Genomic DNA, 25,700 nt, shown 5'->3' on the forward strand with positions numbered 1-25,700 from the left:
GGCCTCATTCATCGTCGTCGTTGTGGTAGCGCCTCCTCGCGGAGAGGAGTTGCACCTCGGGGCGGCCGGCGACCAACCGCTCACAGCTGTCCAGGACCTCGGTGACGTACCCGGCTTCGCCGGCCACCACCGCCAGACCGATCTCGGCCCGGCGGTGCAGGTCCTGGTTCCCGGTCTCGGCAGCGCACACGCTGTACTTGCGCTGCAGTTCGGCCACGATGGGCCGCACGATCGAACGCTTCTCCTTGAGCGAGTGGACGTCGCCCAGCAGCAGGTCGAAGGTGAGTGTTCCCACGAACATGTATGACAGGTCTCGCCGACCTGGAAGGCCTCGGGGAGCAGCCCGGAACCGGGCCGGCTCCGCTGTGTCCGACTACTTCCCGGACCCTACACAGCGAGACCGGGGCCGGTCGACGGAAATACCACCCGTCGACCGACCCCGGCTGACACCGACTAGGCGCGCGGCTTCTCGCGCATCTCGTAGGTCTCGATGATGTCCTCGACCTTGATGTCGTTGAACGACCCCAGGGTGACACCGGCCTCGAAGCCCTCGCGGACCTCGGTCGCGTCGTCCTTGAAGCGGCGCAGACCCTCGATCGAGAGGTTCTCCGCCACGACCTTGCCGTCGCGGATGAGGCGGGCCTTGGCGTTGCGGCGGATGATGCCGTCGCGGACCAGGACACCGGCGATGTTGCCGAACTTGGAGGAGCGGAAGACCTCGCGGATCTCCGCGGCGCCGAGGCGCACCTCCTCGTACTCCGGCTTGAGCATGCCCTTGAGGGCGTTCTCGATCTCCTCGATCGCCTGGTAGATGACCGAGTAGTACCGGACGTCCACGCCTTCCTTGTCGGCCGCGGCGCGCGCACGGCCTTCGGCGCGCACGTTGAAGCCGATGATGATGGCGTCCGAGCCCATCGCCAGGTCCACGTCGGACTCGGTGATGGCACCCACACCGCGGTGCAGGACCCGGAGCTCGACCTCCTCGCCGACGTCCAGCTTGACCAGGGCGTCCTCAAGGGCCTCGACCGAACCGGAGACGTCACCCTTGATGATGAGGTTGAGCTGCTCGATGGAGCCGGCGGCGATGGCCTTGTCCAGGTCCTCCAGGGACACCCGGACCCGACGCTGCGCGAAGGCGGCGTTGCGGTCGCGGGCCGAGCGCTTCTCGGCGATCTGACGGGCGGTGCGGTCCTCGTCGACGACGATGAAGCTGTCGCCGGCGCGGGGCACCGAGGTCAGACCGAGCAGCAGCACCGGACGGGACGGGCCGGCCTCGGCGAGGCTGTTGCCGTTCTCGTCCAGCATCGCGCGGACGCGGCCGTAGGCGTCGCCCACGACGATCGAGTCGCCGACGCGGAGGGTACCGCGCTGCACGAGCACGGTCGCCATGGCGCCGCGGCCCTTGTCCAGGTGCGCCTCGATGGCGATACCCTGCGCGTCCTGCTCGGGGTTGGCCCGCAGGTCCAGCGAGGCGTCCGCGGTCAGGACCACGGCCTCCAGCAGCTGGTCGATGTTCAGGCCCTGGCGCGCGGAGATGTCGACGAACATGGTGTCGCCGCCGTACTCCTCGGCCACCAGACCGAACTCGGTCAGCTGACCGCGGACCTTGGTCGGGTCGGCGCCCTCGACGTCGATCTTGTTGACGGCGACCACGATCGGCACACCCGCGGCCTTGGCGTGGTTCAGCGCCTCGACCGTCTGCGGCATGACACCGTCGTTGGCCGCGACCACCAGGATCGCGATGTCGGTGGACTTGGCACCACGGGCACGCATGGCGGAGAACGCCTCGTGACCCGGGGTGTCGAGGAAGGTGATCGGGCGCTCTTCGCCGTTCACGACCGTCGCCACCTGGTAGGCACCGATGTGCTGGGTGATGCCACCCGCCTCACCGGCCACCACGTTGGACTTGCGGATGGCGTCCAGCAGGCGGGTCTTACCGTGGTCGACGTGACCCATGACGGTGACGACCGGCGGGCGCGGGGCCAGCTGGTCCTCGTCGCCCTCGTTGGCGCCGAAGTCGATGTCGAACGACTCCAGCAGCTCGCGGTCCTCGTCGTCCCGGCTGACGATCTCCAGGACGAAGCCCATCTCGTCCGCCAGCAGCTGCAGCGTGGCGTCGGAGACCGACTGGGTCGCGGTGACCATCTCACCGAGGTTGAACATGACGGAGACGAGCGCGGCCGGGTTGGCGTTGATCTTCTCCGCGAAGTCCATCAGCGAGGCGCCGCTCGACAGGCGAACGGTCTGGCCGTTGCCGCGAGGCAGCATCACACCGCCGACGGACGGGGCCTGCATGGCCTCGTACTCCTGGCGCTTCGCCCGCTTCGACTTGCGACCGCGAGCCGGGCGACCGCCCGGGCCACGACCGAAGGCACCCTGCGTGCCACCACGGGCACCCGGGCCGCCGGGACGACCGCCGAAGCCGCCGGGACGCGGGCCGAAGCCACCGCCACCGCCGGGGGCGCCGCCACCGGGACGCGGACCGCCGAAGCCACCGCCACCGGCCGGACGCGAGCCCGGACCGGCCGGACGGCCCTGGAAGCCGGGACGGGCACCGCCGGCACCCGGACCACCCGGACGGCCGCCGGGGCCACCCGGACCACGGCCACCCGGACCCGGACGCGGGCCGGCCGGACGCTGCGGCATCATGCCCGGGTTCGGGCGAGGCATGCCGGACGGGGTCGGACCACCGGGACGCGGCGCGGCCGGACGCGGCATGCCGTCGGGACGCGGGGCGCCACCCGGACGGGGGGCACCGGCACCCGGAGCACCGGCGGGACGCGGACGGTCGCCACCGGGACGCGGGGCACCACCCGGACGGGGGGCACCGGCACCCGGAGCACCACCCGGACGGGGGGCACCGGCACCCGGAGCACCGGCGGGACGCGGACGGTCGCCACCGGGACGCGGACGGTCGCCGCCCTGGGCACCGCCCGGACGCGGAGCACCGCCCTGACCGCCCTGACGGCGGTCGCCGGGGCGGCCCATGCCGGTCGCGCTGCCCGAGGTGAACGGGTTGTTGCCCGGACGCGGACCGGCCGGACGCGGGCCCGGACGGGCACCGCCGGTGGCCTGGCCGCTGGGGCGCGGGGCCTGGGCGGCCGGACGCGGGGCGTCACCGGCCGGAGCCGGCGAGGAGAACTCGGCCGCGGGCGCGGCCGGGGCCGCCGGAGCGGCGGGACGCGCTGCCGGGCGCGGGCCCGGAGTCGGCGCACCCGGAGCCGGCGTGGCCGGCTTCGGGGCGACGGGGGCGGCCGGCGCGGAAGGCGCGGCGGCAGCCGGGGTCGGACGGGGACCAGGGGTCGCGCTGGGGCGCGGACCCGGGGTCGGGGCCCCCGGCTTCGGGGAACCCGAGCCGGCAGCGGGGGAGGGCGCCGCGGACTTCCGCGGGCCCGGCTTGGCGGCGGAACCACCAGTGGGGGCCACACCAAGCGCGTCAGTCAGCTTGCGCACGACCGGCGCCTCGATCGTCGAGGACGCCGAACGGACGAACTCACCGAGCTCGGTGAGCTTGGCCATGACGGCCTTGCTCTCCAAGCCAAGCTCCTTGGCGAGTTCATAAACCCGGACCTTAGCCACTTCACTCCTGTCTATGAGTCCGGGGGTCTCGTCCGCCGGACTGTCGCTACTTCATGGGCGTACCCATCGCGTACTCATCGCGTACTCATCGAGAGCTCATCGCAATCTCGACCTACTTCCACATCGCGAGGTACCTGACTGGTGGCACGGCGCGCGGCTTCCCGAGCGCTGTGCTTGTTGCGGTGGTTCTCCGCCGCGCGAGCGGCGGCCGTCACGGGAGGCAGCCCTGCTACGAGGCTTCGCCCGCCCGCTCCCCGATGAACCCGCGGAGCCGCTCGGTGTCGAGCGCGCCCTGGAGCCGGAAGGCCCGGGGGAACGCCCGACGGCGGACCGCGAGGTCGAGGCAGGTCGGATCGGGGTGCAGATGAGCGCCCCGGCCCGGGAGTGCGCCACGGGGATCAGGGACGCACTCGCCCTCGACCGCCGTGACACGCAACAGCTGGTGCTTGGCCGCGCGCTTGCGGCAGCCCACGCAGGTGCGTTCCGGGCGTGCTCGGACATGCGTCCGGCCAGACGAAGGCAAGTCTACCCCTCCGAAGCGACATGGCGCCGCCCCGCCGAACCCGGAGGACCGGCGGGGACGCCGACGACGACACTGATTACCGGGCCTGCGCTTCCTCGGCCTGGCCCTCGGTGTCCGGACGGATGTCGATCCGCCAGCCGGTCAGGCGCGCGGCCAGGCGGGCGTTCTGCCCCTCCTTGCCGATCGCCAGCGACAGCTGGTAGTCCGGCACGATCACCCTGGCGGAGCGCTGGGCGGCGTCCACGATCTCCACGCTGGTCACCCGCGCGGGCGACAGGGCGGCGGCCACCATCTCCCGGGGGTCCTCGGACCAGTCGACGATGTCGATCTTCTCGCCGTGCAGCTCGCCCATCACGGCGCGCACCCGGGAGCCCATCGGGCCGATGCAGGCGCCCTTGGCGTTCAGGCCCTGGCGGCGCGACCAGACCGCGATCTTGGTCCGGTGGCCGGCCTCACGGGCGATCGCCGCGATCTCCACGCTGCCGTCCGCGATCTCCGGGACCTCCAGCGCGAACAGCTTCTTCACCAGGCTCGGGTGGGTGCGCGACAGCGTCACCGAAGCACCGCGCACACCCCGGCGCACGGCCACCACGTAGCACTTCAGCCGGGTGCCGTGCCGGTAGTCCTCGCCCGGGACCTGCTCCTGCGGCGGCAGGATGGCCTCCAGCTTGCCGATGTCGACCAGCACGTTCTTCGGGTCGTTGCCCTGCTGGACGACACCGGTGACGATGTCGCCCTCCTTGCCCGCGTACTCGCCGAAGGTCTGGTCGTCGGCGGCGTCGCGCAGGCGCTGCATCATCACCTGGATGCCGATGCTGGAAGCGATCCGGCCGAAGCCGTTCGGGGTGTCGTCGAACTCCTTCGGCTCGACGCCCTCGTCCAGCTCCGCCGGGTCCTCCATCGCCCACACGGTGACGTGGCCGCTCTTGCGGTCCAGGTTCACCCGGGCCCGGCGGCGCGAGCCCTCGGTGCGGTGGTACGCGGTGAGGAGGGCGGACTCGATGGACTCGACCAGCAGGTCGAAAGGGATGTTCTTCTCGTTGACCAGCGTGCGCAGGGCACTCATGTCGATGTCCACGGCTACGCCTCCTCGTCTTTCGTCACGTTCGTCATGGTCGTACGGCACCCGGGGGTCACTCGGCGCCGTCCTCCCCCTCGTCGAAGTCCGCGGCCTCGTCCAGGAGCTCGTCGTCCTTGCGGTTGAACTCGACCTGGACGCGCGCCCGGGTCACCTCCGCGTACGCCAGACGGCGCTCCTTCGGACGGCCGCGCCCCTTCACCGGCTGCACCTCGACCAGTGCGCCGTCCTCGTCGGCCTCCAGCACCCGGGCGACGATCTCCCCGCCGTCCACCAGGTGGATTTTGGCCAGCCGACCCTCGGCGCGCTGCCAGTGCCGGGGCAGGACCAGCGGACGCTCCGCACCCGGCGAGCCGACCTCCAGCAAGTACGCGTCGTCCCCCATCAGGTCCGACTCGTCCAGGGCCTCACCGACCACCCGGCTGAACTCGGCGATGGCGTCCATGTCCACACCGCCGTCGGTGTCGACGTCGATCTGCACCTGCCGGCGGCTGCCCGCCCGAGTGACCCTGACGTCCTCCAGGTCCAGTCCGGCCTGCTCGGCCAGCGGCTCCAGCAACGCTCGCAGCCGGTCGGTGTGGGTGGTGCTCATCCGGGTGGACTCCTCGGCCGCGTCTGCTGTTGTCAGAAGGTCGCCGCGCACCCCCGGTGCCACACCGGAATCACGGCAGCTCGGCCCAAAGCCTATCCGGTCAAGCCCCCAACCACCGATTCCTGACCTCCCCCGGCCGCCCGCACACCACCCACTGCGAGCAACCTCACACCCGGCCCGGCATCCCCGAACCGGACCCGGGAACGTGGGGATTCTGTAATCATTCACGCCAACGAGGGCTGGCGGGGAGGCCGTCCTCCCGTACCCGCCCGGAGCGCCCCCGATGCAGCCGCCCAGCCGACGGACCCTCCTGGCCCTCGGACTGCTCACGACCCTCACCGCCTGCACCGCCTCCGTCGGCGACCGGCACGCCGACCCCACCCCGCCCCGCGACCCGGACACCCCGGTCCGCCTGCGCGCGATCGCCGCCACCGACCTCCTGCTCGGCGCCTACGACAACCTGCTCACCGTCCCGGGCGCCCGGACCGCCCTGCTCCAGCCCCTGCGCGACGACACCGTCCAGCACCGCGCCGCCCTCGTCCAGGGCCTGCCGAGCGCGAGCCCCTCCCCCACCAGCACCCCGTACCGCTCCCTCCCCACCCTCCCCGAGCTGGCCCTCATGGAGCACCGGACCGCCGAGGCCCACCTCCACGACCTCGACGAGGTCGGCCCGCCCCTGGCCCGGCTGCTCGCCTCCGTCTCCGCCTCCAACGCCCTGCACGCCGCGGCCCTCGGCGACACCACCCCCGTCCTGACCCCCGACGCCGACACCGAAGGCACCCCCGCCGGCAGAGCCGCCGCCGTCCCCGCCCTCCAGGCCGCCCTCAGCGCCGAACACGCCGCCGTCTACGGCTACGGCGTCGTCGGCGCCCACTTCCCCGACGACCCCCAACGCGCCGACGCCCGCACCACCCACGCCGCCCACCAGGCCCAACGCGACGCCTGGCAACGCCTCCTCGGCACCCTCACCGCCGCCCCCACCCCCGCCGCCGCCGGCTACCGGCTCCCCTTCCCCGTCACCTCCCCCACCGACGCCGCCAAGCTCGCCGTCCACCTGGAAACCCGCCTGACCACCGCCTACGCCGACCTGGTCACCGCCGTCCCCGCCCCCTACCGCCTCCTCGCCGCCACCGCCCTCCGCGAAGCCGCCCTGCGCGCCCACCACTGGGGCGCCCCCGCCACCCCCTTCCCCGGCACCCCCGGCTGACCCGGAGCCCCCGCGCCCGCCTCCCGCCCGGAAGCCGGCACCCTCCCGAGCGCCCCCGCCCTCCCAAACCCCGACAATGGACCCATGTCGGGAGCCGAACCCACCATCACCGTCCCCACCTGGCTGACGAACACCGTCACCGCCACCCACGGCGAGGCCGGCCGCCAATGGCTGGCCGACCTCCCCGCGAAGGCCGCCGCCCGCCTCGCCGCCTGGAACCTCACGCTCGAACGGATCCTCGACCCCGGCGGCAGCCTCAGCCTCGTCGCGTACGTCCACCGCGACGACCTCTCCCCCGCCGTCCTCAAGATCGGCCTGCCCACCCCCGAGACCGCCCAGGAGCACACCGCCCTCGCCCACTGGGCGGGCCGCGGAGCCGTCCTCCTGCTCGACGCCGTCCCCGCCGAGGGGGTCCTCCTGCTCGAACGCCTCCACGGCGAGATCCCGCTGCGTTCCCTCGCCGAGCCCAAGGCCGCACTGGAGGCCACCAGCCTGCTGCACCGGCTCTGGACGGAGCTCCCCGAGGGCCACCCCTTCCCCGCCGCCGCCCAGCGGATCGCCGCCGCCGCCCGCCTCGCGGAACACCCCCACCCCGCCGCCGAAGCGCGGCAGCTGATCGCCGAGGCCCTGGACACCGCCCGGAGCCTGGCCGACTCCGCCGACGAGTCCTTCCTCCTGCACGGCGACTTCCATCACGGCAACGTCCTGGCCGCCGACCGGGCCCCCTGGCTTGCGGTCGACCCGAGCCCGCTGGCCGGCGAGCGCGCCTACGACCTGGCCCGTCTCGCCCTGGACCGCGCCGACACCCTGCTCGGCTCCCCCGGCGCCCCCGCGGCCGTCCGCCGCCGGCTGGGCCGGCTCGCCGAGTCCCTCGAGGTCGACCGGGAGCGCCTGCGCGGCTGGACCCTCTTCCGGGCCGTCGACCTCGCCCTCCGCGCCCTCGCCGCGGACCGCCGCGAGGACGCCGAGCTCCACCTCGAATTCGCCGACTCCCTCTGATCCCAAGGCCCTTGAGGCCAAAGGCACTTGGGCTACTAGACCCCGGTTCCCCGCAGGGGCAGCCGGGCCCCCATCACCGCGTACAGCCGGTCCGTCGCCGGGAACCGCACCGCCCGCGCCAGGTCCTGGTACCCCAACGCCCGGTACAGCCGCCGCGCCGGCGTCTCCGCGTCGATCGCCGAGAGGATGCTCCGGTCCAGGCCCGACGCCTCGCACAGGGTCCGGATGATCCGCGAGCCGACCCCCTGCCCCTGGAACTCCGGCAGCACGTGCAGCTCGGTGACGGCGAAGACCCTGTCCAGCCAGTCCCCGTACCCGCGGGCGGCCAGGTAGGGCTCGATCACCGTGCTCCACCAGTGCTCCCGCTGGTTGGGCATCCCGTACCCGAACCCGACCAGCTGCCCCCCGCTCATCGCCCCCAGCGCGATCACCCCCGGCTGCTGGGCGTGCCGCCCCACGATGTGCAGCCGGACCGCGACCTCCTCGGGCGTCAGCCCGAACGCCACCGCCTGGACCTCCAGCGCCTGCGGCGCCCAGGCCGCAAGGTCGATGGCCTCGATCGTCACCCCGGTCAGCTGATCCATGCTCCGGACGTTACTACCCGTGGCCCTGCGGCGCGGCCGAAGATCCCAACAGCACCTCGCACACCGCGCCCGCCCCGCCCGGACCTCCCCCTCAGAACAGCACGCTCATGAACGCCCCGACCTCCCGGAACCCCACCCGCCGGTACGCGGCCCGGGCCCGCAGGTTGAAGTCGTTGACGTACAGCGACGCCACCGGCGCGACCTCTCGCAACGCGACGTCCAGGACCGCCGCCATCCCGGTCTCGGAGAGCCCCTGCCCCCGGTGCTCCGGAGCGACCCAGACCCCCTGGATCTGACAGGCCCCCTCCGTCACCGCCCCGATCTCCGCCTTGAAGACGACCTGCCCGTCCTCCCCGAACCGCGCGAACGACCGCCCGGCGGACACGAGTTCGGCCACCCGGGCCTGGTAGAGGAGCCCGCCGTCCCCCGCCAGCGGCGACACCCCCACCTCCTCGGTGAACATCGCCACGCAGGCCGGCATCAGCGCCTCGACCTCGTCGCGCCGCACCCTGCGCACCAGCGGATCCGGCGCGATCTCCGCCGACGGCACCGAGGTCGCCAACAGCGGCTGGTGCGCCCGCACGTCCCGGGCCGGCCCCCAACTGCGCTCCAGCAGCGCCCAGAAGGCCGCCGTGGCCGCCGCCGGCCCGACGATCGAGGAGCAGCGCCGCCCCTGCCGGCGGGCCCGCTCCGCGAACGCCGCGACCGCCTCCGACCCCGCGTCGACGAGGACCAGGTTCGCCCCGGCGTAGCAGAGCGCGTCCAGCACGCCGTCCCCGTCGTACCAGCCCCACAACTCCCCGCCGAGCCGCCACGGGTCCAGCCCGACGGCCTCGACCCTGGTGGCGACGAACGCGTTGGCGACCGGGTCGCGGTGGAGGATCTCCAGGGCGTCCGGGAGGTCCGGCGGCTCCAGCACGCGGGTGGTGGCCAGGGCCCGGGCGGCCTGGAAGGAGCTCGGGAGCATCACACCTCGATCGAGCATCGAGACAGCACCTCACTGAGACGACTCTGGCCGCACCCTACTCCGTGGCCCCACCCGGCTACGGCCGCGGGGCCGTCCGCGAACGGACGGCCCCGCTTCCGGAAAGCACCGCACGGGTGCTCCCGTACGGTCAGGACAACCTACGGCTGTCAGAACAAGCTACGCGGGGTCCGCTCCCGCACAAGCCGCGCGGGGGTCACTCCCCGGCGACCACGGTCGGCGCACCCGCCTCGACGCCGGCCGCCTGCATCTGCTCGGCGAGCTTGAGCGCCTCCTCGATCAGGGTCTCGACGATCTTCGACTCCGGAACGGTCTTGATGACCTCGCCCTTGACGAAGATCTGCCCCTTGCCGTTGCCGGAGGCGACCCCGAGGTCGGCCTCGCGGGCCTCGCCCGGACCGTTCACGACGCAGCCCATGACGGCCACCCGCAGCGGCACCTCCATGCCCTCCAGCCCGGCGGTGACCTCCTCCGCGAGCTTGTAGACGTCCACCTGGGCGCGTCCGCAGGACGGGCAGGAGACGATCTCCAGGCCGCGCTCGCGCAGTCCGAGCGACTCCAGGATCTGGTTGCCGACCTTGATCTCCTCGGCCGGCGGGGCGGAGAGCGAGACCCGGATGGTGTCGCCGATGCCCTCGGCCAGCAGCGCGCCGAAGGCGACCGCCGACTTGATGGTGCCCTGGAAGGCCGGCCCGGCCTCGGTCACGCCGAGGTGCAGCGGGTAGTCGCACGCGGCGGCGAGCTGGCGGTAGGCGTTGATCATCACGACCGGGTCGTTGTGCTTGACCGAGATCTTGATGTCGCGGAAGTCGTGCTCCTCGAACAGCGAGCACTCCCACAGCGCCGACTCGACCAGCGCCTCCGGGGTGGCCCGGCCGTACTTCTCCATCAGCCGCTTGTCCAGCGAGCCGGCGTTGACGCCGATCCGGATCGGGACGCCCGCGTCCTTGGCGGCCTTGGCGATCTCGCCGACCTTGTCGTCGAAGGCCTTGATGTTTCCCGGGTTCACGCGCACCGCCGCGCAGCCGGCGTCGATCGCCGCGAAGACGTACTTGGGCTGGAAGTGGATGTCCGCGATGACCGGGATCTGCGACTTCCTGGCGATGATCGGCAGCGCGTCGGCGTCGTCCTGCGAGGGCACGGCGACCCGGACGATCTGGCAGCCGGACGCGGTGAGCTGGGCGATCTGCTGGAGCGTGGCGTTGATGTCCGAGGTCACCGTGGTGGTCATCGACTGCACCGAGACCGGCGCGTCGCCGCCGACCGGCACGTTGCCGACCATGATCTGCCGGGAGTAACGGCGCTTGGCCAGCGGCTTGAGCGGCAGGGACGGAATACCGAGCGAGATCGCGGTCATGTGCGCAGGGTTCCCCGGGGTTGAGGTGTGGTCGACCGCCCGGCCGTGACACGGCCGAGGCCGGGCGCGCTGACGATCGCGCACCCGGCCTCCACGGTACGGCACCGTCATGGCGCCCAGCACACCCGTGGTACCCGAACGCCCTAACTGATCTTCACCGGGTTCACCAGGTCGGCGACCATCACCAGCAGGGTGAAGCCGATGAAGATGCTGGCCACCACGTACGCCACCGGCATCAGCTTGGCGACGTCGAAGGGGCCCGGGTCGGGCCGCCGGAACAGCTGTGCGAACCGGCGCCGGACCGCCTCCCAGGCCGCGCCGGCGATGTGCCCGCCGTCCAGCGGGAGCAGCGGCAGCATGTTGAAGAGGAAGAGCGACAGGTTGATGCCGGCCAGCAGGTTCACGAAGAACGCGATCCGCTGGGTGCCGGGGATGTCGAGCGAGAAGACCTCGCCGCTGACCCGGGCGGCGCCGACCATGCCGATCGGCGAGTCCGGATCACGCGGGGCATCGCCGACGACCGCGTTCCACAGCCCCGGGATCTTGCCCGGCAACGCGATCAGCGACTTCACCCCGTTCTCGGTCATGTCGTACATCCGGTCGACCGACTGCCCGAATCCCAGCCGGACCACACCACTCGCGGGAGTGAATCCGAGGAACCCGGCCTGGACGCTCTGGCCCTTGAGCGGGACGCCGTTGCCGTCGTACTTCTGGACGTCGTTGACCGCGATGGTCGGGTTGAGGGTGAGCTGCTCCCCGGCCCGCTCGACCACGACCGGCACGCTCCGGCCGGCCGACTCGCGGATGTCCGCCTGGAGCTGGTCGTAGCTGTGGATCCGGTCGCCGTCGAAGGAGAGGATCCGGTCGCCCGCCCTGAGTCCGGCCTGGGCGGCCGGGGTCTGCGGGGCGCCCTCCGGGCAGGTGTCCCGGGGCTGGCCGACCTTGACCACGCACTTCTCGACCGAGCTGACCGTCGGCACGCTCATGTTGACGCCGAAGCCCATCATGACGGTCAGGAAGAGCCCGAACGCCAGGATCAGGTTCATGAACGGACCGGCGAACATGACGATCATGCGCTTCCAGGGCTTGCGGGTGTAGAAGAGCCGGCTCTCGTCACCCTCCTGGATCTCCTCGTAGGAGGCCTCGCGGGCGTCCTCGATCATGGTTCGCCAGGGCGAACTGCTGCGTTTGGTGATCCGGCCGTCCTCGCCCGGCGGGAACATCCCGATCATCCGGATGTACCCGCCGAACGGGATCGCCTTGATGCCGTACTCGGTCTCGCCCTTCCGGCGCGACCAGAGGGTCGGGCCGAAGCCGACCATGTACTGCGGCACCCGGATGCCGAACAGCTTGGCCGTGGAGAGGTGGCCGAGTTCGTGCCAGGCGATCGAGATGAGCAGCCCGATGACGAAGACCAGGATGCCGACCACCGTCAAAACCGTTGCCACCGTTGGTCCTCCGTCATGCCGCTCCGCTCATCGTCTCGTCCTACCGCAATCGGGGCCATTGGCCGACCGCCGGCCGACCGTCAGCCGGCCGCCAGCTCGCGGGCCCGGGCGCGCGCCCAGTCCTCCGCGTGCAGGACGTCCTCCACCGTCAGGGAAGTTCCCGCCGCCGCGGCGCCGTCCCGCTGACCGTGCTCGGCCACGACCTTGGCAACAGTGTCCACGATTCCGGTGAAAGCGAGGCGGCCCTTCAGAAATGCCTCCACGCACTCCTCGTTCGCCGCGTTGAAGACCGCCGGGAAGGTGGCGCCCAGGGCGCCCACCTCGCGGGCCAGCTCGACCGCCGGGAAGGCCTCGTCGTCCAGCGGGAAGAACTCCCACGTGGCGGCCCTGGTCCAGTCGCAGGCGGGAGCGGCGTCCGGCACCCGGTCCGGCCAGCCCAGGCCCAGCGCGATCGGCATCCGCATGTCCGGCGGGCTCGCCTGGGCCAGGGTCGAACCGTCGGTGAACTCCACCATCGAGTGCACCACCGACTGCGGATGGACGACGACCTCGATCCGGTCGAACGGCACGTCGTACAGCAGGTGCGCCTCGATCACCTCCAGGCCCTTGTTCACCAGGGTGGCCGAGTTGATCGTGACGACCGGGCCCATCGACCAGGTCGGGTGCGCCAGCGCGTCCTGCGGAGTCACCCCGGCCAGCTGCTCCCGGGTGCGGTTGCGGAACGGGCCGCCGCTGGCGGTGACCACCAGCTTGCGCACCTCGGCCCGGGTCCCGCCGGCCAGCGCCTGGAACAGCGCGGCGTGCTCGGAGTCCACCGGCACGATCTGGCCCGGCTTCGCCACCGCCTTCACCAGCGGACCGCCGACGATCAGCGACTCCTTGTTGGCCAGCACCAGCACCCGGCCCGCCTCCAGCGCGGCCAGCGTCGGCCGCAGGCCGATCGAACCGGTGATGCCGTTCAGCACCGAGTGGCACTCCAGGGCGGCCAGCTCGGTCGCCGCGTCCGGACCCACCAGCACGGTCGGCAGCGGACCGCCCGCCGCCTTCGCGGCCAGCGCCTCGCGCAGCGCCGGCTCGGCCGCCGGATCGGCCACCGCCACGGTGTGCACGCCCAGCCGCACCGCCTGCTCGGCGAGCAGCTCCACCCGGCCGCCCGCCGCCGACAGCGCGACCACCCGGAAGCGGTCCGGGTTGCGGAGCACCACGTCGATCGCCTGGGTGCCGATCGAACCGGTGGAACCCAGGATCACCAGCTCCCGGGGGCCGGAGGGGTCCGCCACGGTGGGCGTGAAGCGCAGCTGCGGGTGGGCGAGCGAAGTCATGCGCCCATTGTGTCCTGTCCGCGGCACCGCCCCGGACTTCTTGTGTCCTGTCCGCGGCACCGCCCCGGACTTCTTGTGTCCTGTCCGCGGCACCGCCCAGGACCTCCCCGGGCCGCCCGGCCCGTCCCGGACTACCGTCGGAACCATGCGTACCGTCATCGCCGGGGGCCACGGACAGATCGCGCTCCGACTGGAACGGCTGCTCGCCGCCCGCGGCGAACGCCCCGCCGGCATCATCCGCCGCCCCGAACAGGCCCGGGACCTCGTCGACGCCGGCGCCGAACCACTGCTGCTCGACCTGGAGGCCGCCACCGCCACGCAGCTCGCCGGACTGCTGACCGGCGCCGACGCGGTCGTCTTCGCCGCCGGCGCCGGACCGGGCAGCGGCGCCGCCCGCAAGAACACCGTGGACCGGGACGCCGCCGTACTGCTCGCCGACGCCGCCGAACTCGCCGGGATCCGCCGGTACCTGATGGTCTCGGCGATGGCCGCCGACGCCGCGGCGCACCACCCCGCCGACGAGGTCTTCGAGACCTACCTGCGGGCCAAGGGCGCCGCCGACGACGCCGTCCGGGCCCGCACTGGCCTGGACTGGACCGTGCTGCGCCCCGGGCGGCTCACCGACGGCCCCGGCACCGGCCTGGTCCGGCTCGCCCCCTCGGTCGACCGCGGCGCGGTCGACCGGGCCGACGTCGCCGCCGTCCTGGCCGCCCTGCTGCACGAGCCCGGCACCGCCGGACTGACCCTGGAACTGGTCTCCGGGAACGTCGCCGTCGAGGAGGCCGTCGCCGCGGCCGCCGGGCACGACGGCTGAGCCCGCGCGGAGGCGCGAAACGCCGGGAGGGCCCGGTTCGGCGAACCGGGCCCTCCCACCGCAGCGCTACGGCACTGCCACGACGTCGCTCAGAGGTCGAGGCCGGTCAGGACCATGACCTTCTCGACGGTGTAGTCGTCCATCGCGTACTTGACGCCCTCACGGCCGACACCGGAGTCCTTGACGCCGCCGTACGGCATCTGGTCGGCGCGGTAGGACGGCGCGTCGCCGATGATCACACCGCCGACCTCCAGCTCCCGGTGGGCGCGGAAGGCGGTCTGCAGGTCGTGGGTGAACACACCCGCCTGAAGGCCGAACGCGGAGTCGTTGACCGCCGCGAAGGCCTCGTCCACGCCGTCCACCTTGTGCAGCGACAGCACCGGGCCGAACACCTCGGCCTTGGCCAGGATGGCGTCCCCCGGCAGGTCGGCCAGCACGGTCGGGGCGTAGGTCGCACCCTCGCGGGAGCCGCCGGTGAGCACCTTGGCGCCCTTGGCGACCGCGTCCTCGACCCAGGACTCGACGCGCTTCGCGGCGTTCTCGTCGATCAGCGGGCCGACGTCGGTCGCGTCGTCGCCCGGGTCACCGGTGACCTGCGCCTTGACCTTCGCGACGACCTTCTCCACCAGCGCGTCGTACACCGAGGCGTCGGCGATCACCCGCTGCACCGAGATGCACGACTGGCCGCCCTGGTAGTTCGCGAACATCGCGATCCGGGTGGCCGCCCAGTCCAGGTCGGCCTCCGAGGACCAGTCGGCGAGCACCACGGCCGCGGCGTTGCCGCCGAGCTCCAGGGTGCAGTGCTTGCGCGGCACCGAGTCCATGATCTGGTAGCCGACCTTGTCCGAACCCGTGAAGGAGATCACCGGCAGGCGCTCGTCCTGCACCAGGGCCGGCATCCGGTCGTTCGGCACGGTCAGGATCGACCAGGAGCCGACCGGCAGGTCGGTCTCGGCCAGGATCTCGCCCAGCACCATCGCCGACAGCGGGGTCGACGGAGCCGGCTTCAGGATGATCGGGGCACCGACCGCGATCGCCGGGGCGACCTTGTGGGCGACCAGGTTCAGCGGGAAGTTGAACGGGGCGATCCCGAGCACCACGCCGCGCGGGAAACGGCGCACCACCGCGAAGCGGCCCACGCCGCCCGGGTCGGTGTCCAGGCGCATGGTCTCGCCGTTGGTGCGACGCGCCTCCTCGGCGGCCCAGCGGAAGACCGACACCGCACGGCCGATCTCACCGCGGGCCCACTTGATCGGCTTGCCGTTCTCGGCGCTGACCAGCTGGGCGAGCTCCTCGGTGCGCTCGGTCAGCCGCTTGGCCACGTGGTCCAGGGCGGCGGCACGCTGGTGCGCCGGAGTGGCGGCGAACACCGGCAGCGCGGCGACGGCGGCGTCCAGCGCCTCCTCGACCTGGGCCTCGGTCGGGATGCTCACCCTGCCGACCAGACGGCCGTCCCAGCTGTTGTGCACCTCGAAGTCGGCGTCACCGCTCGCCCGGCGGCCGGCGAGCCAGAAATCGTACGTGGTGGTCACCGTGGTACCGACCCTCTCCTCGTCTGTCCTACGGCCCACGGACGTGGGACCCGGATTTGAGGGTAGGCGGGGCGGCGCGCCGACCGGATTGGCCGACTAGGAGCGTTCGCCCCCGGGGCCACTCCACCACGTCCTACCGGAGCGCGGTCCGCGTCCCGCCGGAGCCTCGCCCGCCGCCCGCCGCCCGCCTCGTCCGCCGTGTGAACCGCGCGTGCCACCCCGTACGTCACTCCTCGCCGGAACGCAGCGCCAGCCACAGCTCCATCCGCACGTCCGTGTCGTCCAGCGAGCGCCCAAGCAGCTCCTCGACCCGGCGCATCCGGTAGCGCAGCGTGTGCCGGTGCACCCCCAGGTCCGCCGCCGCCGCGTCCCACTGGCCGTGCCGGGACAACCACGCCCGCAACGACGCCACCAGATCCCCGCGGGCCGTCCGGTCGTGCTCCCGCAACGGCCTCAGCAACCCCTCCGCGAAGGCCGTCACCGCGTCCTCGCCCAACAGCGGCAGCAGCGACCCCGCGCCGACCTCCTCGTGGTCCACCGACCGGCGGCCACCGCGCAACGCCACCGCCAACGCCCGCTCGGCCTGCGCGTGCGCCGTCCCGGCCTCCTCCAGCGCGGCCGGCGCCGAGACACCCAACGACAGGCCCTCGTGCTCCTCCACCGTGCCCAGACAAGCCCGGTGCACCGCGCCGTTGTCCAACGCCAGCACCATCAGCCGCTGCCCGTGCGCACCGTCCTCCCGCGCCACCAGCAGCTTCTCCCCCACCCGGGCGCCCGCCTGCTCGGCCCGGTCGCCCAGCTCCCCGAGCGCCTCCGCGGCATCCGCGTTCGCCGACCCCGCCCCGGCCACCAGAACCCGTATCGTCCCCTCCGGCAGCCCCCCGAACAGCCCCACCGCCACCTGGCGGGCCGTCGCCACCTCACCGGCCAGCACCATCCGCAACAGCGCCGCGCCCATCCGCTCCTCGGCCTGCCGCAGCTCCCGCGACCGCTCCAGGGTGAGGGTCAGCAGCGCCACCGCCGCGTTCAGCACATACCGCTCGGTCGGCGTGATCCGGTCCTCGGTCCCGACCGCCAGGAAGCCCCGGGCCCGCCGGTCCGCCCCCAGCGACTGGACCACCACATAGTCCTCGTCCGCCGTGTCTATCCCCGGCGCGCGCCCCTGCAACGCCGCACTCGACGGCGCCGGCCGCCGACGCAGCCGGTCCACCTCCGCCGCCAGCCGCCCCGCCCGGCGCGCCGCCCAGTCCGGCGCCACCACCGACAGCGCGCCCGACCCGTCGTACAGCGCCGCCCAACCCCCCAACCGGGCCGCCAGCCGACGCACCACCGCCGTCGTACCGTCCTTGCCGAGCGCCGCCCGGGTCAGCTCCTCCTGCGCCTCGAAGCTGGTCGTCACCGCCTCGTACTGCTCCGCGGCCAGCGCCGCCGACACCACCTTGCTGATCGCGATGAACGGCGTCGGCTCCGGCACCCGCAACAACGGCAGCCCGCGCTGCGCCGCCGCGTCCACCAGCGGCTGCGGCACCTCCGTGTGCGACAACCCCACCCCCAGCCCCAGCCCGACCACCCCCGCGTCGGCCAACCGGTGCACATACGCCTGCAACTGCGCCGCCGTACGGCCCAGCTTGATACCGGTGGTGAGCAGCAGCTCGCCACCCTCCAGGAACGGCGTCGGGTCGTCCAGCTCACTGGTGTGCACCCAGCGGACCGGACGTTCCAGGTGATCCGCACCGGCGAGAACCGTCAGATGGAGCGACGTGTTACGGACGACGGAGGCGAGTGTGGGGGGCATGGCACCTTCGAAGGATCGACCTGACCGCGCCGTTGCGGCCGGGCGAGGAGAGGGACGTGGGACTGGTGAGGGTCTCTCCCCTTCATTATGGACGCCCCGGACAACCCGCACTGCCGAATCCACCTCGAAGGCGACTTCCCCGGCAGCCCGCCGTCAACCCCGGAGATCCACCAGCAACGGCGGCACCTGCTCCCCCGACACCGCCGTCAACGACACCACCGCATGCCCCGCCGGCAGCGCGTGCGCCAGATCCGACGGCGACCACCGCAGCCGCTCCACGTCCCGCGTCGTCACCGACTCCGTCTGCGCCGTCGTCCCCGACAACGCCTTCCGCCCGACCCGCCCGGCCCGCCGTATCACCCCACCTGAGGTGTCGGGGGTGTGGGTGACCGCGGTCTCCTGCACCAGGTGCGTCCCCCAGGCCTCCGAAAACAGCTTCCCGTCCCACGGCGCGATCCCCGGGAACGCCATCCGGCAACCGACCGCGCCGAACAGCGGAGCCCGCAGCGCCTCCGGCAGGTCCACCAGCGTCCGCAGCAACAGCACCGCGCCCGCGTTCGCCCCGCGCATCCGCTGCAGGCCGCGCACCGCGGTGGCGTCCAGCGCCGCCGAGGCGTCGTCCACCACCAGGCCCGCGAACAGCGAACGGTCCTCGCGGGCCCCGGCCGCCTGCACGAACTGCCCCACCACCAGCCGGGACAGCATCCGCGCCGCCTCCGGGTGACTCCGCTCGGGCAGCTTCACCCGCACCCGCAGCGGATGGTCCAGCACCCGCATCGCGAACGGGGGCCGACCGGTCCCGTCGGTCGCGAAGGCACCCTCGAAGGCGGGCCGCTCCAACAGCGCCAGCCGGTCCGCCAGCAGCGCCCCGGGATCGTCCGCCCGGTCGCGCTGCCGCTCCCGGTGCTCCAGGTCCCGCTCGTGGACGGCCAGCCGGCCGGCCACCCCGAGCGCCTTCACCAGGGGCGCCAGCACATCCGGCTCACCCGCCAGCAGCGCCCGCAGCTCCCGCACCCCCGGGTAACGGCCGTACGCCGCGTGGAACGGTCCCACCACCTGCTGCAACGCGGTCCGGGCGTGCTCCGCGCGGGCGGTCAGCTCGTCCGGCAGCAACGCCTCGGCCAGCCGGGCGGCCGCCTCGTCGGGGTCCCGTGCGGCACCGTAGAGGTCCAGCCCGTACAGCGAGGACGGATCGCCGGGCGTGATCACCACGTCGTACCAGGAGTCCGGGCCGAGATCGGCGTCCGCCGCCCCGACCACCACCGCACAGGCCGTACCCGACAACGCCTGCAGGCACAACGCCTCCGCCACCGGCCGGGCCAGCCGCGCCGTCTTCCCCGTACCGGCCGGGCCCACCGCCAGCAGCGACGTGCCCAGCACCGCCGGGTCCAGCGCGAAACCGGCCGCCCGGTGGCCCAACGGGTTCTTCGGGACGTCCTGCGCGGTGCCCAGCCGGACCTGGCCGAGCAGCAGATCGTGCCGCTCGGCACGGCCGGGCAGCTCGCGCGACTCGGAAGGATGGGCGAAGGCCGCCGCACCGCGCGAGGCCACCTGCTCGGCGAAGGCGAGCACGAACACCGGGTCCGCCTGGGCGGACTCCCAGGCACGCCGGATCCGCACGTAGTCGACATCCCCCACGGCCTCGCCGTCCAGCCGGGCCGCCGCCCCGACCGCACCGCCCCGGCGCAGCCCGTCCCACGGATCCTGCCCCCGCAGTCCCTCGGCCGCCCCCGGGGCATCCTCCTCGACGGGCCGCTCCTGCGTCACCGTGCGCGACAACAGCGGCGTGACGTAACGACGCCACACCTCGGGCCAGCGGCCCATCCGGCCGAAGAACTTGATGACGGCCGCAGCCACCAACACGTTCACCGACAGCCCGACAGCAGTCACGAGGGTCTCGGTGGGGTGTTCGACCCAGACGGTAATCACGATCAGGTGGAGCACGAGCTGAGTGCCGTAGACGAAGGCCGGCCACGCCACCACCGCGTTCAGCCCCGCCCGCAGCAGCAGCGGCCAGGTGGCGACCTTGGCCGCCTCCGCCCGCTCCGGGTCGAGGCGGCGGTAGCCGAGCCGGTAGACGCCCGGTTCGGCGTCGGGGCGCGGGGCGCAGGCCCAGGCGGCGAGGTCGAAGGGGGAGGTGCCCCCGCCGGGGCGTTGGTGGGGCAAGGGGCTCGGGGGGCTGGTGGTGGTGTGCTCGCCGTGGTGGTGTGCCCCGTCCTGTGCCATGTACGGCCCCGCTCCCTCGCCCGCCCGCCCGGCCCGACCGCCGTCGGTGCCGCCATACCCATGCCGCCGTACCGGCGACACGCCCGCGCTCAGGGTAGTGGAGCGTGGCCTGCGGGTAGTCGTGCCGCCCGCGCTGGCCGTGCCGGACAAGTCGGATGGCGCACTGCTACCGAGTGGCGCGTGCCCGGGTGGGGAGGGCGGCCGTAGCCTGCGAAGCACCGAGCCGAGAAGTCTGGAGATACCCCATGAGCGCCGCAACGCCGCTCCCGCAGGAGCGCCGCCTGGTCACCGCGATCCCCGGTCCGAAGTCGCAGGAGCTGCACGCCCGCAAGCTGGGTGCGGTGGCGGCCGGTGTCGGCACCACCCTGCCGGTGTACGTGTCCCGTGCCAACGGCGGCGTGCTGGAGGACGTGGACGGCAACTCGCTGATCGACTTCGGTTCCGGCATCGCCGTGACGAACGTCGGCAACAGCGCCGAGGCCGTGGTGGCCCGGACGACCGAGCAGCTGGGCAACTTCACGCACACCTGTTTCATGGTGACCCCGTACGAGGGTTATGTGGCGGTCGCCGAGCAGCTGAACGAGCTGACCCCGGGTGACCACGAGAAGCGCACCGCGCTGTTCAACTCGGGTTCCGAGGCCGTCGAGAACGCGGTGAAGATCGCCCGCGCCTACACCAAGCGCCAGGCCATCGTGGTGTTCGACCACGGCTACCACGGCCGCACCAACCTGACCCTGGCGCTGACGGCGAAGAACATGCCGTACAAGCAGGGCTTCGGTCCGTTCGCGCCCGAGGTCTACCGGGTGCCGGTGGCCTACCCGTACCGCTGGCTGACCGGTGCGGAGAACGCCGCCGCCGAGGCCGCGGCCCAGGCGATCGACGCGATCAACAAGCAGATCGGTGCCGAGAACGTCGCCGCGATCATCATCGAGCCGATCCAGGGCGAGGGCGGCTTCATCGAGCCGGCCAAGGGCTTCCTGCCGGCGATCGTGGAGTTCGCGAAGGCGAACGGCATCGTGTTCGTCGCGGACGAGATCCAGACCGGTTTCTGCCGCACCGGCCAGTGGTTCGCGTGCGAGGACGAGGGCATCGTCCCGGACCTGATCACCACCGCGAAGGGCATCGCCGGCGGTCTGCCGCTGTCCGCGCTGACCGGCCGCGCCGAGATCATGGACGCCGCGCAGACCGGTGGTCTGGGTGGCACCTACGGTGGCAACCCGGTGGCCTGTGCCGCCGCGCTGGGCGCCATCGAGACCATGAAGGAGCTGGACCTCAACGGCAAGGCGCAGCGGATCGGCGAGATCATGCTGGGCCGCCTGCGGGCCATGCAGGAGAAGTACGAGATCATCGGTGAGGTCCGCGGCCGCGGTGCGATGATCGCCGTCGAGCTGGTGCTGCCGGGCGGCAAGGAGCCGAACGCGGCGGCCACCGCGGCCCTCGCCAAGGCCTGCCACGCCGAGGGCCTGGTCGTGCTGACCGCCGGCACCTACGGCAACGTGCTGCGCTTCCTGCCGCCGCTGGTCATGCCGGAGCACCTGCTGACCGAGGGCCTGGACATCCTGGAGGGTGCGTTCGCCGCCCTCTGAGCGGTGTCGCCCGTCAGGTCGTGAACCCCCGCCGGAGGGTTGTCCGGACAGCGCTGAACGGCCCGTGGGGACCTCTTGGTCCGCACGGGCCGTTCGGTTTCCGGCGTGCCGCGCGGGCGGTCCGGGCATGATCGACGGGGTGCCCCGGAGGTTGCCCGGCGCGGGGTGAAGATGGTGTGCGGAATCGCTGAAGGCGCTCGGCGCGGAAGGGCTGTTGACGTAGTGTCATCGCAGATGGACAGCGAGCCTCAGCCGTTGGCGCGGCCGTCCGCGGGGCCCCTTCCGGGGCCGGTCGCGCGGGTGCCGCACGAGGACGACCAGGCCGGCCCGGGAGGGTCGGCACCCACCGAAGGCCGATCGACCGACCGTCCGACCCACACCCCCCGGGGCGCGCGGAGCGGCGATCATCAGAGCCGCCCCGGAGCTCTCCCCCCTGCTCCGGGGCGGCTGTCCGCCGTTCCGGGCCGGGTGGCGCGGTCGGTGGCGGTGCCGGTGGTCGCGGCGGTGCTGCTGGTGGTGGTGTCCTGGCAGGTCGCGGCGGAGGGGCCGCTGCTCGGCGTGGACCGCTGGGTCCGCCGGGCGGTCCGTTCGGCCCATCGGTACTTCCCGAACTCCTTGCTCGACCGGCTCGGTCACCTCCTGTCGGACCTGGGCAGCAGCGTTCCGGCGGTCCCGGTGCTGCTGCTGGCCGGTGCTCTGGCCGCGTGGCTGGGGCGCCGGGCCGGGGCCGGGCGCTGGTGGCTGCCGCTGCCGGTGGCGGCGCTGACGGCGGTGCTGATCCCGTTGCTGGTGGTCCCGGCGAAGTCGGCCTTCGCCCGGCCGGGTCCGCTCGGGGAGCCGCTGGCGGCGGGCCAGTGGGGCTGGTACCCGTCCGGGCACACCGCGACGGCGACGGTCTCGTACGGGGTGGCGGCGCTGTTGCTGGCCCGGGTGGCGGGGCCGCGCGCCGTCCGGGGGTTGACGGCGGGTGCGGTGCTGTTGTCGCTCGGGGTGGGCGCGGGGCTGGTGTGGAGCGATTTCCACTGGCTGCTGGACGTGGTGGCGAGCTGGTGCCTGGCCGTCCTGGTGCTGTGGGCGTTCGCCCGGTGGCTGCCCCGGCCGGGTTCCGGGGGGCGTCAGGCTTCGGGGGCCTCTTCGTTGCGGTGAACGAGGCCGGGCTCGCCGTTGTCCCGGCGCCATGCGATGACGAGTTCGTCGCGGGCGCCGAAGCGGACCAGGTGGCGGCCGACGACGTCCTCCAGGCCGGGCAGGTTCTCGCGCTCGCCCTCGACGGTGAGCAGCAGCGCGTCGGGCTGTGCCTCCAGGGTGGCGGTGCCGGCGCCGAAGACCATCGTGCCGCGGCCGGTCTCCTCCGAGTAGACGGCCTCGATCTTGCGCCCCATGTGGGCGGTGAGCTGCTTGGCGTAACGGCCCGGGCGGTCGGTGGCGACGCGGGCTTCGGAGCGGGGCATGGGTCCTCCAAGGGTCGGGGAGGGGAACTTAGGGTCCCCTCACTCGGGGCAACGCTAACCCAGATGCTGAGCTAAGCTCAACATATTTCCGCGATCACCCTCCGCCGCCGGCCGCGGGCCCCGGACCGACGGCTACCCTTGGGCGGACGCCAGCCGAGGAGACCGCCGATGACCACCACGCCGACCGACGAACCGGCGGACCCCTCCTCCGGCCCCCGGTCCGGCACCCCGGACACCGCCGCCGAACTGGCCGACGCGATGACCAGGGCGATCAAGCGGATCCGGCGTCAGACCGGCTGGCGGCTGGAGCCGTACGGCATCACCCCCGGCCAGGCCCGGGCGCTGCGCACGCTCGCCCACGTGCCCGGCTGCGAGACGCCGGACCACGCGATGCGGCTGAGCGACCTCGCCGACAAGCTGCACATCGCCCCGCGCTCGGCGACCACCGTGGTCGACGCGCTGGAGGAGGCCGGCCTGGTCGAGCGCAGCCCCGACCCGGCCGACCGGCGGGCGGTGCGGATCCTGCTGACCGAGGCCGGGCGGGCGGCGGTGGAGCGGATCGGGCAGGTCCGGGACGAGGTGGCGCAGGAGTACTTCGGCGAGGTCAGCCCCGCCGACGAGGAGGTGCTGCTGCGGGTGCTGCGCTCGGCCGAGGCCCGCTTCCTCGAAGCCGGGCCACCACGCCGGTAGCGGCCCCCGGGCGCAGCGCGGTGATCCCGATCCCGGCAATCACCAGCAGCGCGGCCGCGGCGGCGGTCGGGCTGATCCGCTCGCCCAGCAGCAGCCAGGCCGAGGACATCCCGAACACCGGGACCAGCAGCGAGTAGGGCGCGACGGCCGTCGCGTCGTAGGTGCGCAGCAGGAGGCTCCAGGCGACGAAGCCGAACAGGGTGGAGACCAGCCCGACGTAGCCGATCGCGCCCAGTCCGGCCGGGGTGATCCCGCGCAGGGCGCGCAGGTCCGCGTCGGGCCCCTCGACCAGCAGGGACAGGCCCAGCAGCGGCAGCGGCGGGACGGCGCTGACCCAGACCATCCAGCGCAGGGCGTCCGGCGGCGCGGCCCTGCGGGTCAGCACGTTGGCCAGGCCCCAGGCGAGGGCGGCCAGGACGACCAAGGCGAAGGCCCCGAGCGGTCCGCCCGCGCCCTGGTCCCAGGCGCTCAGCGCGATGCCGGCGAAGGCGACCGCCAGGCCCGCCAGCCGCTGCCGGCCGGGGCGCTCGCGCAGCAGTACGGCGGCGAACAGCGCGGTGAAGCCGGCCTGCCCCTGGAGCACCAGGGAGGAGAGTCCGGCCGGCATCCCGGCGTGCATGCCGAGGAAGAGCAGCCCGAACTTGACCACCCCGAGGACCACGCCGACCGCCACCACCCAGCGCCGGGCCACCCTGGGCGGGCCGACGAAGAAGACCGCCGGCACCGCGACGACGGCGAACCGAAGGGCGCAGAAGAGCAGCGGCGGGAAGCTGTCGAGGCCGACGTGGATCAGGACGAAGTTGAGGCCCCAGACGGCGGCCACCAGGACGGCCAGGGCGATGTGGCGCGGGCTCATGCCTCCCGGACCGCCGTTGCCACCCGTGCCACTCGTGCTGCCGGTGCTGCCCGTGCTGGTGCGGCCGCTCGGGGCGGCGGCGGTTGTCGCGGTCATGGGTCGAGCATGGCGACCCCGGACCGTGTAGCACCAGCGATGAATACTGAAGCGGACACTTTAGGATCACTGCATGATGGATCTGGGGCGCCTGCGGGCGCTGCACGCGGTGGCGGTGCACGGCTCGGTCGGCGGGGCGGCGGCCGCGCTCGGCTTCACGCCCTCGGCGGTCTCGCAGCAGATCGCCAAGCTGGAGCGGGAGACCCGCACGGTGCTGCTGGAGCGGCAGGGCCGTGGCGTGGTGCTGACCGACGCGGCGCGCGAGCTGGCCGTCACCGCGCGGACCGTGCTGGGGCTGGTGGAGCAGGCCGAGGTGCGGCTGGAGGAGCAGCGCGGCCGGGCCGTCGGGCGGCTGCTGGTGGCCGCGTTCCCGTCCGGTGCCCGCGGACTGATGCCCGGGGCGCTGGCCGATCTGCGGCGGCGCTGCCCGGAGCTGGACGTCCGGCTGCTGGAGCGCGATCCCTACCCGGCGGCCGAACTGGTGGCCCGGGGCGAGGTGGACCTGGCGCTGGTGCAGGACTGGCCGACCGTGCCGCTGCCGGTGCAGGAGGGGGTCTCCCGGATGGACCTCGGCACGGACCCGGTGGACCTGCTGCTGCCCGCCGACGACGACCTGGCCGCGCTCGACCCGGTGCCGGTGGAGCGGCTGTGCGGGCAGCGCTGGATCAGCGTGCCGCCGGGCAACATCTGCCACGACTGGCTGGTCCGCACCCTGCGCGAGGCCGGCGAGGAGCCGGACGTGCGCTACCAGGTCGGGGAGTTCGAGACGCAGATCGCCCTGGTCGCGGCCGGTCTGGGCATGGGTCTGGTGCCCAGGCTCGGACGGGGCCCGCTGCCGCCCGGAGTGGCGGTCCGCCGGGTGGCGCCGGAGCCCGGCCGCCGGGTGTTCGCGCTCTGGCGCTCCCAGGCCTCCCGGCGTCCGGCCATCACCGAGGCGCTGGCCTCGATGCGGGAGTGCTGGGGGCGGCTTCCGGTCTGAG

22 protein-coding genes are annotated in these 25,700 nt (G+C 73.3%); 7 read left to right on the forward strand and 15 right to left on the reverse strand.

The features are described from left to right. Positions 1-4: 4 nt before the first annotated feature. The 5 genes from ACFWJ4_RS17945 to rimP form a co-directional block, all read right to left on the reverse strand. The gene (locus tag ACFWJ4_RS17945; protein WP_030311386.1) at positions 5-301 is read right to left on the reverse strand and encodes a DUF503 domain-containing protein; all 297 of its coding nucleotides are present in this window, start codon (positions 299-301) and stop codon (positions 5-7) included. Between the two features lie 152 nt (positions 302-453). After that, positions 454-3,579, reverse strand: a complete 3,126-nt coding sequence (gene infB / locus ACFWJ4_RS17950; protein ID WP_380544976.1) for a translation initiation factor IF-2 — start codon at positions 3,577-3,579, stop codon at positions 454-456. 229 nt (positions 3,580-3,808) lie between these two features. Further along, positions 3,809-4,051, reverse strand: a complete 243-nt coding sequence (locus ACFWJ4_RS17955; protein WP_359909151.1) for a YlxR family protein — start codon at positions 4,049-4,051, stop codon at positions 3,809-3,811. 127 nt (positions 4,052-4,178) lie between these two features. After that, positions 4,179-5,180, reverse strand: a complete 1,002-nt coding sequence (gene nusA / locus ACFWJ4_RS17960; protein WP_359909154.1) for a transcription termination factor NusA — start codon at positions 5,178-5,180, stop codon at positions 4,179-4,181. Positions 5,181-5,235: 55 nt separating this feature from the next. Beyond that, a complete protein-coding gene (gene rimP, locus ACFWJ4_RS17965) occupies positions 5,236-5,772 on the reverse strand; it encodes a ribosome maturation factor RimP (protein ID WP_380544979.1) in 537 nt (178 codons plus the stop codon). Between the two features lie 283 nt (positions 5,773-6,055). On the opposite strand from rimP, the gene ACFWJ4_RS17970 reads away from it, so the two are divergent. Together ACFWJ4_RS17970 and ACFWJ4_RS17975 are read left to right on the forward strand one after the other, a co-directional pair. Then, positions 6,056-6,979, forward strand: a complete 924-nt coding sequence (locus ACFWJ4_RS17970) for a ferritin-like domain-containing protein (RefSeq protein WP_380544982.1) — start codon at positions 6,056-6,058, stop codon at positions 6,977-6,979. Positions 6,980-7,063: 84 nt separating this feature from the next. Beyond that, on the forward strand, positions 7,064-7,978 hold the full coding sequence (locus ACFWJ4_RS17975) for an aminoglycoside phosphotransferase family protein (protein ID WP_380544985.1): 915 nt from the start codon (positions 7,064-7,066) through the stop codon (positions 7,976-7,978). Positions 7,979-8,013: 35 nt separating this feature from the next. On the opposite strand, the gene ACFWJ4_RS17980 is transcribed toward ACFWJ4_RS17975, so the two are convergent. From ACFWJ4_RS17980 to dxr, 5 genes are all read right to left on the reverse strand, one after another. Continuing rightward, positions 8,014-8,562 (reverse strand): GNAT family N-acetyltransferase, encoded by a 549-nt coding sequence (locus tag ACFWJ4_RS17980; RefSeq protein ID WP_380544988.1) that lies wholly within the window; start codon positions 8,560-8,562, stop codon positions 8,014-8,016. 91 nt (positions 8,563-8,653) lie between these two features. Further along, positions 8,654-9,529, reverse strand: a complete 876-nt coding sequence (locus tag ACFWJ4_RS17985) for a GNAT family N-acetyltransferase (RefSeq protein ID WP_380545025.1) — start codon at positions 9,527-9,529, stop codon at positions 8,654-8,656. A 214-nt stretch (positions 9,530-9,743) separates the two neighbouring features. Beyond that, complete coding sequence (gene ispG, locus ACFWJ4_RS17990; RefSeq protein WP_359909168.1) at positions 9,744-10,904, reverse strand: flavodoxin-dependent (E)-4-hydroxy-3-methylbut-2-enyl-diphosphate synthase; 1,161 nt, start codon at positions 10,902-10,904, stop codon at positions 9,744-9,746. A 143-nt stretch (positions 10,905-11,047) separates the two neighbouring features. Then, positions 11,048-12,352, reverse strand: coding sequence for a M50 family metallopeptidase (locus tag ACFWJ4_RS17995; RefSeq protein WP_380544990.1), 1,305 nt, complete (start codon positions 12,350-12,352; stop codon positions 11,048-11,050). A gap of 80 nt (positions 12,353-12,432) precedes the next feature. Continuing rightward, positions 12,433-13,674, reverse strand: a complete 1,242-nt coding sequence (dxr, locus tag ACFWJ4_RS18000; RefSeq protein WP_380544993.1) for a 1-deoxy-D-xylulose-5-phosphate reductoisomerase — start codon at positions 13,672-13,674, stop codon at positions 12,433-12,435. 145 nt (positions 13,675-13,819) lie between these two features. Between dxr and ACFWJ4_RS18005 the strand changes: the two genes are divergently transcribed. After that, positions 13,820-14,488, forward strand: a complete 669-nt coding sequence (locus ACFWJ4_RS18005) for an NAD(P)-binding oxidoreductase (protein WP_359909177.1) — start codon at positions 13,820-13,822, stop codon at positions 14,486-14,488. A gap of 89 nt (positions 14,489-14,577) precedes the next feature. On the opposite strand, the gene ACFWJ4_RS18010 is transcribed toward ACFWJ4_RS18005, so the two are convergent. From ACFWJ4_RS18010 to ACFWJ4_RS18020, 3 genes are all read right to left on the reverse strand, one after another. Next, the gene (locus ACFWJ4_RS18010; RefSeq protein ID WP_359909180.1) at positions 14,578-16,020 is read right to left on the reverse strand and encodes an aldehyde dehydrogenase family protein; all 1,443 of its coding nucleotides are present in this window, start codon (positions 16,018-16,020) and stop codon (positions 14,578-14,580) included. A 226-nt stretch (positions 16,021-16,246) separates the two neighbouring features. Further along, positions 16,247-17,815 (reverse strand): PucR family transcriptional regulator, encoded by a 1,569-nt coding sequence (locus ACFWJ4_RS18015; RefSeq protein ID WP_380544996.1) that lies wholly within the window; start codon positions 17,813-17,815, stop codon positions 16,247-16,249. A gap of 153 nt (positions 17,816-17,968) precedes the next feature. Then, on the reverse strand, positions 17,969-20,041 hold the full coding sequence (locus ACFWJ4_RS18020) for an ATP-binding protein (RefSeq protein WP_380544999.1): 2,073 nt from the start codon (positions 20,039-20,041) through the stop codon (positions 17,969-17,971). 245 nt (positions 20,042-20,286) lie between these two features. Here ACFWJ4_RS18020 and gabT point away from each other — a divergent pair, with 245 nt between their 5' ends. After that, on the forward strand, positions 20,287-21,627 hold the full coding sequence (gene gabT / locus ACFWJ4_RS18025; RefSeq protein WP_380545002.1) for a 4-aminobutyrate--2-oxoglutarate transaminase: 1,341 nt from the start codon (positions 20,287-20,289) through the stop codon (positions 21,625-21,627). A 480-nt stretch (positions 21,628-22,107) separates the two neighbouring features. After that, positions 22,108-22,773: a phosphatase PAP2 family protein gene (locus ACFWJ4_RS18030; RefSeq protein ID WP_380545005.1), complete on the forward strand. Its 666-nt coding sequence runs from the start codon at positions 22,108-22,110 to the stop codon at positions 22,771-22,773. Here ACFWJ4_RS18030 and ACFWJ4_RS18035 read toward each other — a convergent pair. Next, positions 22,743-23,078 carry a DUF2218 domain-containing protein gene (locus ACFWJ4_RS18035; protein WP_380545008.1) on the reverse strand — a complete coding sequence of 112 codons (336 nt, stop codon included), beginning with the start codon at positions 23,076-23,078 and terminating at the stop codon, positions 22,743-22,745. The genes ACFWJ4_RS18030 and ACFWJ4_RS18035 overlap by 31 nt on opposite strands. A 168-nt stretch (positions 23,079-23,246) precedes the next feature. On the opposite strand from ACFWJ4_RS18035, the gene ACFWJ4_RS18040 reads away from it, so the two are divergent. Then, positions 23,247-23,768, forward strand: coding sequence for a MarR family transcriptional regulator (locus ACFWJ4_RS18040; RefSeq protein ID WP_359909198.1), 522 nt, complete (start codon positions 23,247-23,249; stop codon positions 23,766-23,768). Here the strand turns inward: ACFWJ4_RS18040 and ACFWJ4_RS18045 are convergent. Continuing rightward, positions 23,683-24,624: an EamA family transporter gene (locus ACFWJ4_RS18045; RefSeq protein WP_380545027.1), complete on the reverse strand. Its 942-nt coding sequence runs from the start codon at positions 24,622-24,624 to the stop codon at positions 23,683-23,685. The genes ACFWJ4_RS18040 and ACFWJ4_RS18045 overlap by 86 nt on opposite strands. Positions 24,625-24,793: 169 nt before the next feature. Here ACFWJ4_RS18045 and ACFWJ4_RS18050 point away from each other — a divergent pair, with 169 nt between their 5' ends. Continuing rightward, positions 24,794-25,699 carry a LysR family transcriptional regulator gene (locus ACFWJ4_RS18050; RefSeq protein ID WP_380545011.1) on the forward strand — a complete coding sequence of 302 codons (906 nt, stop codon included), beginning with the start codon at positions 24,794-24,796 and terminating at the stop codon, positions 25,697-25,699. Position 25,700: the final 1 nt, after the last annotated feature.

This window comes from Kitasatospora sp. NPDC127067, from assembly GCF_042724755.1.
Lineage (GTDB): Bacteria > Actinomycetota > Actinomycetes > Streptomycetales > Streptomycetaceae > Kitasatospora > Kitasatospora lactacystinica.